This window comes from Mesorhizobium sp. P2_A12 (genome assembly GCF_056405075.1).
The window spans coordinates 393,112-404,175 of record NZ_JBFUCU010000012.1; the positions used below are offsets into that span (position 1 = coordinate 393,112).

10 protein-coding genes and 1 tRNA gene are annotated in these 11,064 nt (G+C 63.6%); 3 read left to right on the plus strand and 8 right to left on the minus strand.

Features of this window, described 5'->3' with window-relative positions; translation table 11 throughout:
- Window positions 1-77 precede the first annotated feature (77 nt).
- The 8 genes from recJ to AC1DZU_RS24445 all read right to left on the minus strand — a co-directional run bounded on the left by recJ (window position 78) and on the right by AC1DZU_RS24445 (window position 7,270).
- On the minus strand, window positions 78-1,862 hold the full coding sequence (gene recJ / locus AC1DZU_RS24410; protein ID WP_477289087.1) for a single-stranded-DNA-specific exonuclease RecJ: 1,785 nt from the start codon (window positions 1,860-1,862) through the stop codon (window positions 78-80).
- Window positions 1,863-2,015: 153 nt separating this feature from the next.
- Entirely contained in the window at window positions 2,016-2,240 is a 225-nt protein-coding gene (locus AC1DZU_RS24415; RefSeq protein WP_477289089.1) for a DUF6434 domain-containing protein, read from the minus strand.
- A gap of 96 nt (window positions 2,241-2,336) precedes the next feature.
- On the minus strand, window positions 2,337-3,320 hold the full coding sequence (gene glpX / locus AC1DZU_RS24420) for a class II fructose-bisphosphatase (protein ID WP_477289091.1): 984 nt from the start codon (window positions 3,318-3,320) through the stop codon (window positions 2,337-2,339).
- A 203-nt stretch (window positions 3,321-3,523) separates the two neighbouring features.
- On the minus strand, window positions 3,524-3,691 hold the full coding sequence (locus tag AC1DZU_RS24425; protein ID WP_095087838.1) for a Thivi_2564 family membrane protein: 168 nt from the start codon (window positions 3,689-3,691) through the stop codon (window positions 3,524-3,526).
- Between the two features lie 70 nt (window positions 3,692-3,761).
- The gene (locus AC1DZU_RS24430) at window positions 3,762-4,118 is read right to left on the minus strand and encodes a hypothetical protein (protein ID WP_477289094.1); all 357 of its coding nucleotides are present in this window, start codon (window positions 4,116-4,118) and stop codon (window positions 3,762-3,764) included.
- 137 nt (window positions 4,119-4,255) lie between these two features.
- Window positions 4,256-5,569, minus strand: coding sequence for a homoserine dehydrogenase (locus tag AC1DZU_RS24435; RefSeq protein WP_477289096.1), 1,314 nt, complete (start codon window positions 5,567-5,569; stop codon window positions 4,256-4,258).
- A gap of 46 nt (window positions 5,570-5,615) precedes the next feature.
- Complete coding sequence (locus AC1DZU_RS24440) at window positions 5,616-6,833, minus strand: LL-diaminopimelate aminotransferase (RefSeq protein ID WP_477289098.1); 1,218 nt, start codon at window positions 6,831-6,833, stop codon at window positions 5,616-5,618.
- Window positions 6,834-6,892: 59 nt separating this feature from the next.
- On the minus strand, window positions 6,893-7,270 hold the full coding sequence (locus AC1DZU_RS24445) for a hypothetical protein (protein ID WP_477289100.1): 378 nt from the start codon (window positions 7,268-7,270) through the stop codon (window positions 6,893-6,895).
- A gap of 98 nt (window positions 7,271-7,368) precedes the next feature.
- Between AC1DZU_RS24445 and phaC the strand changes: the two genes are divergently transcribed.
- From phaC to AC1DZU_RS24460, 3 genes are all read left to right on the plus strand, one after another.
- Window positions 7,369-9,204 carry a class I poly(R)-hydroxyalkanoic acid synthase gene (gene phaC, locus AC1DZU_RS24450; RefSeq protein ID WP_095087830.1) on the plus strand — a complete coding sequence of 612 codons (1,836 nt, stop codon included), beginning with the start codon at window positions 7,369-7,371 and terminating at the stop codon, window positions 9,202-9,204.
- 213 nt (window positions 9,205-9,417) lie between these two features.
- Window positions 9,418-10,668: a YcbK family protein gene (locus AC1DZU_RS24455; protein ID WP_477289102.1), complete on the plus strand. Its 1,251-nt coding sequence runs from the start codon at window positions 9,418-9,420 to the stop codon at window positions 10,666-10,668.
- Window positions 10,669-10,967: 299 nt separating this feature from the next.
- A tRNA-Glu gene (locus AC1DZU_RS24460) sits at window positions 10,968-11,042 on the plus strand.
- Window positions 11,043-11,064: the final 22 nt, after the last annotated feature.

The window sequence follows — 11,064 nt, forward strand, 5'->3', positions numbered from 1 at the left end:
TGAAACGCGCAGACCAACGCGAATGGTGCCAGGCGAATTTCGGAAGCAAATACGATCCTAGGCCGCCCACGGTGACCTTACGCCCGCGCCGCATCGACAACGCGAAATTGCACCGTGCGGTTGCCGTTCCAGTAGTTGCCCGACAGCGAGCCGGCGACATGCACCGTCTTGCCCCGGTTCTTGAACAGGAATTCGCCAAGTGCGGTATCAACGGCGCGAAAGGCGATTGCCTGGATGCGGCCGCCGCTTTCCGATTGCAGCTCGACGCGGATGTGGTTGGTGCCAACCGGCCGCGCATCAGCCAGCCGGTGACGCGGCAGCACGAAGACCGGCGCCGCATGCCCGGCGCCGAACGGACCGGCTTTCTCCAGCGCGTCGAGAAGGCCGAGTGTCGCGCCTTCGGCGGCAAGCGCACCATCGATCGCCAGGCTTTCCTCGCCTTGCAGGCGGAACACATCGGCCGCCGCCCGCCCTTCGAAAAACGCCCTGAGCTCGCCAAGCTTCGCCCGCTCCACGGTGATGCCGGCCGCCATGCCGTGGCCGCCGCCCTTGATGATCAACCCGGCATCGGCCGCCTCGCGCACCAGCCGGCCGAGATCGAAGCCCGATACGGAGCGGCCCGAGCCGGTACCTGTGCCGCTGGCATTGAAGGCGATCGCGAAGGCCGGCCGGCGCGCATGGTCCTTCAGCCGTGAAGCGAGCAGGCCGACAATGCCCGGGTGCCAGTTGTTGCTGGCGGTGACGACGATGGCAGGGCCGTTGCCGCCGGCAAGCTCGGCGTCGGCCTCGGCGCGGGCTGCCGCCAGCATCTCCTGCTCCATCAGCTGCCGTTCCTGGTTCAGCCGGTCGAGCGTCTCGGCAATGGTGCGGGCCTCGACCGGATCGTCGGTGGCAAGCAGGCGACTGCCGAGTGCGGCATCGCCGATGCGCCCGCCTGCATTGATGCGCGGGCCGATCAGATAGGCGAGATGGAAGGTGCTGATCGGCTCGCCGATGCGCGACACCCGTGCAAGTGCAGCCAGCCCTTCGTTCTTCTGCTGGCGCGCCATCTGCAGCCCCTTGACCACGAAAGCGCGGTTGACGCCGGTCAGCGGCACCACGTCACAGACGGTGGCAAGTGCGGCGAGATCGAGCAGGGAAAGCAGGTCCGGCGGCGTGGCATCGGCTATCCGCCCGCGCAGGATCTTGGCTGTCTGCACAAGGGCGAGGAAGACCACACCGGCGGCGCAGAGATGGCCCTGCCCCGAAAGGTCGTCATCGCGGTTGGGATTGACGACGGCGATTGCCGCCGGCAAGGCACCGCCGACCTGATGGTGGTCGAGCACGACGACATCGGCGCCGGCTGCATTGGCGGCGTCGATGGAAACGGCGCTGTTGGTGCCGCAATCGACGGTGACGATCAGCGTCGCACCACGCGAAACCAGTTCGCGCATCGCATCCGGATTGGGACCATAGCCCTCGAAAATACGGTCGGGGATGTAAATCTCCGACGGCACCGAGAAATGCGCCAGGAACCGTTTCAGCAAGGCCGACGAGGCAGCGCCATCGACATCATAGTCGCCGAAGATTGCCACCTTTTCCCTGGCCATCACCGCGGCGGCGATGCGGGCCGCAGCCTTGTCCATGTCGGTCAGCGACGCCGGGTCCGGCAGCAGGTCGCGGATCGTCGGGTCGAGAAACCGCTCCGTCTGCTCGGCGGTGACGCCGCGACCGGCAAGCACCCGCGCGACGATGTCGGGTACGCCGTGGCCTTGGGCGATGGCGAGCGCAACCATGTCCTGCCGCTCAGTCAGCCGATGCTCCCAGGAAACCCCGGTAGCCGACTGCCTGACATCGAGGAAGAGGCGTTTGTCGCCGGTCATGCGGTTTGCCAACTCATGGTTGGCCGCAGGATAATGTATGTCGCCCAAAAGTGTGCAGCGGTTTTGGGACACGACGTCCACAAGCAACAGCCCTAAGGCAGGCAAAGCCAATCGGTTCGCGGTGATGCACCGTCGCGGGAGATATCAAGAAAACTACGCTTTCCGCTTTTCAGCCTGGCGCCGAAGCCATTCGTCGGCCGCATCGCCCATGGTCTTGTCCGTACCGTCCTTGAGCCAGGCCATGAAAGGCCGGTCGAACCGGAACGCATCGCCGCACTCGCGAGTGAAAAAGCGGCGCACGTTCTGTGTGTTGCGATAGGACTTTGTGACGGCGGTGGCACGCGAAATCGCATCCGCGTGCCAGTCGAACGGTTTCATCGTCAAATCCTTGCGGCCAACATCATCCAATGCAGCCACAGGGCTAACAACTGCGATGCTGGTCCGCAAGCACCCAGGCCGACAACGGAAAGAAACCTAGAACTTATCCAGATCCTGGTGCCTGGCCTTGATCTCGCGCACCGTCCGCGACGACGAGCGAAGCACGATCGTGTGGGTGGTGATGGTGTTGCGGCCGAACTTGACGCCGGCCAGCAAGTTGCCGTCGGTGACACCGGTGGCCGCGAACAGCACATCGCCGCGCGCCATGTCTTCCGTCCGATAGACCCGTTTCGGATCGGAAATGCCCATCTTGGCGGCGCGTGCGACCTTTTCCGGCGTGTCGAGGATCAGTCGGCCCTGCATCTGGCCGCCGGTGCAGCGCAACGCCGCCGCTGCCAGCACGCCCTCCGGAGCGCCGCCAGTGCCGAGATAGATGTCGATGCCGGTTTCCTCGGGATCGGTGGTGTGGATGACGCCGGCGACATCGCCGTCGCCGATCAGCCGGATCGCGGCACCGGTGGCCCGCACGGCGTCGATCAGGTTGGTGTGGCGTGGCCGGTCGAGGATACAGGCGGTGATGTCCGACACCGCGACGCCCTTGGCGCGGGCAAGGCTGGCGATGTTGTCGGCCGGTGAGGCATCGATGTCGATGACGCCGTCGGCATAACCCGGGCCGATGGCGATCTTTTCCATGTAGACGTCGGGCGCGAACAGCAGGCTGCCCTTCTCGGCGATCGCGATGACGGCGAGCGCATTGGGCAGGTTCTTGGCGCAGATCGTCGTACCTTCGAGCGGATCGAGTGCGATATCGACCGCCGGGCCTTTGCCCGAGCCGACTTCCTCGCCGATATAGAGCATCGGTGCCTCGTCCCGCTCGCCCTCGCCGATCACCACCGTGCCTTTGATGGCAAGCCGGTTGAGCTCCTGGCGCATCGCATCGACGGCGACCTGGTCGGCCGCCTTTTCGTCGCCGCGCCCGCGCAGCCTGGCGGCCGCGACAGCGGCCCGTTCGGTGACGCGCACCAGCTCCATGGTGAGTATCCGGTCAAGGCCGGCGACAATGTTGTGGGCCACATTCATCTGGCAATTTTCCTCGTTGATATGCGGCCTCCCGCCGGAGGCGCGTCTCTTTTGTCAAACGAGCATGACAACGGCAAGACCTCTAGGGAGTTTTATCGAATAGCCAGCAATATCAATCGATTAAACCGCATTCTTGAAACGAAGCCGGCCCGGTCGTAAAGAACCGGGCCGGCTTGTAAAGTGGAAAATCGCGCCGCTGCGGCCTAGAAAACCGCAAGGTATTTGAGCAGTGAAATGATGCCGATGATGATGACGATGATCTGGGCGATCTGTCTCATCCGGGCGTCCAGCGGCAGGCGCTGAACCAGATAGAGAACGAGGATGATGACGAGGAACGTGATCAGGATGCTGATCAACATCGATGAAGCCATGGTGCCCTCCTGGCAATGATGTGCTGAAAAGATGAAATGAGCCGGCAAGGCCGGCTTCGGTGCGACGCGATCAATACCAGCGGCGCGAGTTGTCGTTCATCGACTGGCCAATGGCGAGGCCGGCCAGAAAGCCCAGCAGGCCGATCACGCCGATCACGGCCGTCGTCGTACCGGGATTTTCGCGCGCGACATCCGACACCGCCTGCGCCTGGCTGCGCAACTGCTGTGCTGTTCGCGACGCGCGAGCCGCGGCTGTATCGTACAAATCCGAAGCCTGCTCGCTGGCGTCATCGAGCATTTCCGCGCTCCGCGCCGAAATGCTCTTGTTGATCTTGGTGATCTCCTTGCGCAGTTCGGCGATCTGCTTTTCCAGCGTCTTCTGGATGTCGTCGATGTGCGGGTTGTCGGACTTGGTGGTGTCGGCCATGAAGCGGTTCCTTTGGTTGCTGACCAAGAGAACGGCGCCCACGTGAATTCGTTCCGGTCGATCGTGGCAGCTTGCCACCAGATCGACGCGCAATACCGGCGGGATTTCTGTCCCGCGCGGCGACCTGAAGAGGGAAGCTACCCTGCCCGCTCGATGCGGATGACCTGCGGCTTGTCGGTCAGATGGCCATCCTTGGTGATGCCATCCACGGCCTTGCGCACGGCGGCCTCGGTGGTCTCGTGCGTCACCAGGATCACTGTCTTCTGCGCCGCCGCCTCGCCGTTGACCGCGTGCTGGACGATCGATTCCAGCGAAATGTCGTTGTCGGCCATGCGCTTGGCGATCGCGGCAAAGACGCCGATGCGGTCATGCACGGTCAGCCTGATGAAGTAGCCGCCGGCATGGCTGCGCATCTGCGCCTTCTTGTAGGGTTTCAGCTCCTTCGCCGGCCGGCCGAAGACCGGACCGTGCTGGAAGCCGGGCCGGCTCTTGGCGATGTCGGCGATGTCGCCGATGACGGCCGAGGCCGTGGCGTTGCCTCCGGCGCCGGGGCCGGAGAGCAGCAGTTCGCCCAATATGTCGGTCTCGATCGCCACTGCATTGGTGACGCCGTGCACCTGCGCGATGACCGAGGCGGTCGGTACCATGGTCGGGTGCACGCGCTGCTCGATGCCGCTGTCAGTGCGCTGGGCAACGCCCAGCAGCTTGATCCGGTAGCCGAGATCGCCGGCCGCACGGATGTCGGCCTGGGTGATGTTGGAAATACCTTCCATGTAGATGTCGTTGGCTGCGATTTTTGTGCCGAAGGCAAGACTGGTCAGGATCGACAGCTTGTGCGCGGTGTCGTGGCCCTCGATGTCGAAAGTCGGATCGGCCTCGGCATAGCCGAGCCGCTGCGCGTCCTTCAGGCAGGCGTCGAACGAGATGCCCTCGGCCTCCATGCGGGTCAGGATGTAGTTGCAGGTGCCATTGAGGATGCCGAACACGCGGTTGACCGAATTGCCGGCCATCGCCTCGCGCATGGTCTTGATGACGGGAATGCCGCCCGCTACCGCCGCCTCGTAGTTGAGCAGTACGCCGCGCTTCTCGGCGATCTCGGCCAACGCCACGCCATGCTTGGCCAGCAGCGCCTTGTTGGCGGTGACGACATGACGGCTGGCTTCGAGTGCCGCCTTCACCGACGACCGCGCCGGCCCCTCGTCGCCGCCGATCAGTTCGACGAACACGTCGATATCGGCTGTCTGCGCCATCTTGACCGGATCGTCGAACCACTTTGCCGAGCTGACATCGACGCCGCGGTCGCGTTTCTGGTCGCGCGCGGAAACCGCGGTGACGACGATGTCGCGCCCGCATTGCCGGGTCAGTTCCGCCGCCTTGTCGCGCAGCACGCGCGCCACAGACGCGCCAACCGTGCCAAGACCGGCAATTCCAACACGCAATGCTTCAGCCATGGCCGGCGACGTCCCTCAAGTCAGATCGAAATTGTCTGCGGCAAACTTACCGGTGAGCGGAAAGCGGCACCACATTGTTGGGTTGCTTGGCGCTGGCCGACAGGAAGCGCTTGATGTTGCGCGCCGCCTGCCGGATCCGGTGCTCATTCTCGACCAGCGCCACGCGCACGAAATCGTCGCCATGTTCGCCGAAGCCGACACCGGGCGCCACCGCCACGTCGGCGTGTTCGATGAGCAGCTTGGAGAATTCGAGCGAGCCGAGATGACGGAACGGCTCCGGGATCGGGGCCCAGGCAAACATCGATGCCGCGGGGGCCGGAATGGTCCAGCCGGCGCGGCCGAAGGCATCGACCATCACGTCGCGGCGCTTGTGGTAGATGTCGCGCACCTCGGCAATGTCGGCGCCGTCGCCGTTGAGCGCGTGCGCCGCCGCCACCTGGATCGGCGTGAAGGCGCCGTAGTCGAGATAGGATTTCACCCTGGTCAGCGCCGAGATCAGCCGTTCGTTGCCGACCGCAAAGCCCATGCGCCAGCCGGGCATGGAGAAGGTCTTGGACATCGAGGTGAATTCGACACAGACCTCGATCGCGCCCGGCACCTGCAGCACTGACGGCGGCGGATTGCCGTCGAAATAGATCTCCGAATAGGCAAGGTCGGACAGGATGATGATGTCGTTCTTCTTGGCGAAGGCGACGACGTCCTTGTAGAAATCGAGCGAAGCGACCAGTGCCGTCGGGTTCGACGGATAGTTGAGGATCAGCGCCAGCGGCTTCGGGATCGAGTGACGCACCCCGCGCTCGAGCGCCGGGATGAAGCCGTCGTCAGGCTCGACCTGCAGCGAGCGGATGACGCCGCCCGACATGATGAAGCCGAAGGCGTGGATCGGATAGGTCGGATTGGGGCACAGGATCACGTCGCCAGGCGCGGTGATCGCCTGCGCCATGTTGGCGAAGCCCTCTTTCGAGCCGAGCGTCGCCACCACCTGCGTGTCGGGGTTCAGCTTCACGCCGAAGCGCCTGCTATAGTACGCGGCCTGGGCGCGGCGCAGGCCCGGAATGCCGCGCGACGAGGAATAACGGTGCGTACGCGGATCGCGCACGACCTCGCACAATTTGTCGACAATGGCCTTGGGTGTCGGCAAATCCGGATTGCCCATGCCGAGGTCGATGATGTCGGCGCCGCGCGAACGGGCGCTGGCCTTGAGCCGGTTGACCTGCTCGAAGACGTAGGGCGGAAGCCGGCGAACCTTGTGAAATTCTTCCATGGCAGTTCCAGACAGCAAAGGGGCCAGATATCTAAGGGCTTTGGGCGCGCGCTATATACTTATTTGCAGGTAGGGTCGAGGGCGGGATCGCATTTGCCTTCGATCTGCTTCAGCGTTTCGTCGCCATGCTTTTTGGCAAGCTCCGTCAGCGCCGCCTGGTCGGCCACGTCGGGCTTGCCGTTTTTTGCCGCCTGCGCGCTCTCATCCGCCTTTAATTGCGCAAGCTTGGCGTTCTTCTCGGCATCGGTGAACTGCGGCGCTGCCACCTGCGGCTTGATGTTCAGGTTCGGAAACGTGCCGGTATCTTTCGCCCCCGTCACAGGCGCCGGGCCGCTGGTGCTGGAGCAGCCGGCAATCCCAATGAGGACGATTGCCGCCCCGATGCGGCAAAAACGTCCAGCACAGAAAAAAACAGTCTCGCCAATGTTAATCGTCATATTGTTTCCTTGGCAGCCGCGGTAGAGCGAGATTGGACCCCGTCGGATGTCCCATGTTAATATGTCAAGAAAACGCTTCGGGAGGAACCCCGCGAACCATGTCCAAGACACCCGATTCGGGCAAAGCGGAAGATGACGAGCCTTCGACCGTCGAGCAATATCTGGTGAAGGACCCGGAACGCTTCGCCCTGAACATGGCGCGCATGATCGAGCAAGCCGGCAAAGCGGCCTCCGCATGGGCCGAGCCGCGCGAAAAAGGCGATGTGCGCGATCACGTCGCCGAGCCTGTGGTCGACATGGTGAAGACCTTTTCCAAGCTCAGCGAATACTGGCTGTCCGATCCGCAGCGCGCGCTGGAGGCGCAGACGCGGCTGTTCTCCGGCTACATGACTGTCTGGGCCAACGCCATTCAGCGCACCAGCAATGCCGCGGAAGCCACCGAAGATGCCGTGAAGCCCGAACGTGGCGACAAGCGCTTCCTCGATCCCGAATGGGGCCGCAACGCCTTCTTCGATTTTCTAAAGCAGGCCTATCTCGTCACCTCGCGCTGGGCGGCCGATCTGGTCGAGCACGCCGACGGTCTGGACGAGCACACCCGCCACAAGGCCGGCTTCTACGTCAAGCAGGTGGCCAACGCCATCTCGCCGTCGAATTTCATCCTGACCAATCCGGAACTGTTTCGCGAAACCGTGGCCTCGAACGGCGAGAACCTGGTGCGCGGCATGAAGATGCTGGCCGAGGACATCGCCGCCGGCAAGGGCGACCTGAAGCTGCGCCAGGCCGACTACTCGCCCTTCGAGATCGGCAGGAACATCGCCACCACCCCCGGCAAGGTGGTTGGCCGCAGCGATGTCGCGGAGATCATCCAGTACGATCCGGCGACCGAGACGGTGCTCAAGCGGCCGCTGCTGATCTGCCCGCCATGGATCAACAAGTTCTACATCCTCGACCTCAACCCGCAGAAATCCTTCATCCGCTGGGCGATCGAACAAGGCCACACCGTGTTCGTCATCTCCTGGATCAACCCGGACGAGCGCCACGGCGCCAAGGGCTGGGAAGCCTATATCCGCGAGGGCCTGCAATACGGCCTCGACATGGTCGAGAAAGCCACCGGCGAACGGGACGTCAACGCGATCGGCTATTGCGTCGGCGGCACGCTTTTGGCGGCGGCACTGGCGCTGATGGCGCGGGAAGGCGACGACCGCATCAAGTCCGCCACCTTCTTCACCACGCAGGTCGACTTCACCTATGCCGGCGACCTGAAAGTGTTCGTCGACGAAGAGCAGGTCGCGGCGGTGGAAAAGTCGATGAGCGAAAAGGGCTACCTCGACGGCACCAAGATGGCGACCGCCTTCAACATGCTGCGTTCGGGCGACCTGATCTGGCCCTATGTCGTCAACAACTACATGCGCGGCAAGGATCCCCTGCCCTTCGACCTGCTTTACTGGAATGCCGATTCGACTCGCATGGGCGCGGCCAATCATTCGTTCTACCTGCGCAACTGCTACCTCGAGAACAACCTCTCGCAAGGCATGATGGAACTGGCGGGCCACACGGTCTCGCTCGGCGATATCACCATCCCGATCTACAACCTCGCTTCCAAGGAAGATCACATCGCGCCGGCGCTTTCGGTGTTCCTCGGCTCGAAATATTTCGGCGGCAAGGTCGAATACGTCATGGCGGGGTCGGGCCATATCGCCGGGGTCGTCAATCCGCCGGCATCCAACAAATACCAGTACTGGACCGGAGGGACGCCGACGGGCGATTTCGGCGAGTGGATCGCCAAGGCCACCGACCATCCCGGATCGTGGTGGCCGCACTGGCAAAGCTGGATAGAGGCCAAGGACAACACCCGCGTGCCGGCCCGCAAACCTGGCAAGCATATGAAAACCTTGGGCGATGCCCCCGGCACCTATGTGAAAGTGCGTGTGTAACGGACTGTAATGTCTGGTGAGTTGACGGACCGTCAAAAGCGGGCGAAATGGTGTCGTCAACCACCGCGCGGCCGTAATTCGGCAATAACTGCAAAAATACTTCCAGGCTTGCGGATTTGACACAGGTCTCGTTTCCGGATCGGAGACAACGGTCACTTGGCACCGATATCAGGGCCGCGCCAAGGATATACCGACCGGACATCGAGGGGGAATTTGACTTTGAAATCAGCAGGATGGAGCCTCGCAAAGGGAGAACGCCGCGCCGTCGTGGCAGCGCTCTGCTCCCTGCTTCTGGCCTCCTGCACCTCGGCCGGCGACCCGACGATGTCGGTTGGAATGCCCGGCTACAATGCCACCGCATCGGACATAAGCGCTGCCTCGAATGGCAAGTCGACCACCGTCGTCGATTCGACGCAGACCACGACCGAGCAAACGACCGTGATGACGGCAAGCGATACGGCACTCCCTGAAAAGGTCGCCTATGTGCCCGTGGCCAAGCCGCAGGCCGCCTTTCCGCTGACCACGCCGGCTGGCACCGAGACGATCGCGGGACAAACCCCGCAGTCCCTGCAGCAGCCGGCGCAGACGGCGCAGCAGAACGACGCGGTTGCCCAGCAGATTGCCGCCGCCGATGCCGGCGTGAACGCGCCGAAGCCAGCTGCCGCGCCAGTGACGGACAATGCGGTCTACGTGACGGCAGGCGAGATGCCGCAGGCCGACGCGCCGAAGAAAAAAGGCTTTCTGGCTTCGATGTTTGGCGCCACGCCCGCCTCGGCCGCGCCTTCGCCGCTCATCAACACGAGGTCGGGCGACCAGCCCGCGGCGCAGGCCAAGCCGGCGCCGGCAGCGGTAAAACCGATTATCACGCTGGCCTCGGCTGATTCCACGGCAAAGCCGCTGCAGCTGGCCTCGACCGGCGGCGAGAGCGGCCACATCACCGGTAGCGATGCGCTGCCAGGCGTGCGCCAGACAGCCCTGTTCGAAATAAAGCGCAAATCCGGCCTCGACGACGAGAGCGACGTCGACCTCAACGAGGACGAGGGTCCAATCGGCGGCTCCTATCAGGTTGCGTCCGCCGCCGGCATGGCCCGGTTGGCGCCCAACGGCTTGCTCAAGCAGAACGAGAGCGTCGATGTGGCTTGCCTGAAGCCATCGCTGGTTCGCGTGCTGAAGACGATCGAAGGCCACTACGGCCGCAAGATGACGGTGACCTCAGGCTATCGCGACCCGGCCCGCAACCGCCGCGCCAACGGCGCCAAGAACTCGCTGCACATGTATTGCGCCGCCGCCGACATCCAGGTCCCCGGCGTTTCCAAATGGGAGCTGGCGAACTACATCAGAAGCATGCCCGGCCGCGGCGGCGTCGGCACCTACTGCCACACCGAATCCGTCCACGTCGACGTCGGCCCCGAGCGCGACTGGAACTGGCGCTGCCGTAGGCGCAGCGGCGGCGGCGACGGCTAATTTCGCCGCGCGGCGGTGTCTGCGTCGCATCGCTTCACTCCTTGCTCCGCCCGTGGATAACGAAGCGATAGGCGTATCCGCTGATCGCCAAGGCATGCGCCCTGCCCAGACCAAAGTCTTCCCTCCCTTACCCTTGCCCACTTTGGCAGGGCCGCCACTCCGCATGATTGGCAGCACACCGGCGCCTTGCCTGACGCGACAACATCCCTGTTTTGGCAGGCTGGAAAAAAGTTGTCCAAGGCGGCACCTGACGGGTTGCCGGTTGGGCACAACGCCAGTATAAGCCGCTTCGTCTGAGCGCGCCCATCGTCTAGCGGTTAGGACACCGCCCTTTCACGGCGGTAACAGGGGTTCGATTCCCCTTGGGCGTACCAATATTACCAAACAATAATAGCT

Coding starts and splice junctions, on each gene's coding strand:
- glpX (WP_477289091.1), bottom strand. CDS start 3,320: ATGAATGTGGCCCACAACATTGTCGCCGGCCTTGACCGGATACTCACC.
- AC1DZU_RS24425 (WP_095087838.1), bottom strand. CDS start 3,691: ATGGCTTCATCGATGTTGATCAGCATCCTGATCACGTTCCTCGTCATC.
- AC1DZU_RS24415 (WP_477289089.1), bottom strand. CDS start 2,240: ATGAAACCGTTCGACTGGCACGCGGATGCGATTTCGCGTGCCACCGCC.
- AC1DZU_RS24440 (WP_477289098.1), bottom strand. CDS start 6,833: ATGGAAGAATTTCACAAGGTTCGCCGGCTTCCGCCCTACGTCTTCGAG.
- AC1DZU_RS24435 (WP_477289096.1), bottom strand. CDS start 5,569: ATGGCTGAAGCATTGCGTGTTGGAATTGCCGGTCTTGGCACGGTTGGC.
- AC1DZU_RS24430 (WP_477289094.1), bottom strand. CDS start 4,118: ATGGCCGACACCACCAAGTCCGACAACCCGCACATCGACGACATCCAG.
- phaC (WP_095087830.1), top strand. CDS start 7,369: ATGTCCAAGACACCCGATTCGGGCAAAGCGGAAGATGACGAGCCTTCG.
- AC1DZU_RS24445 (WP_477289100.1), bottom strand. CDS start 7,270: ATGACGATTAACATTGGCGAGACTGTTTTTTTCTGTGCTGGACGTTTT.
- recJ (WP_477289087.1), bottom strand. CDS start 1,862: ATGACCGGCGACAAACGCCTCTTCCTCGATGTCAGGCAGTCGGCTACC.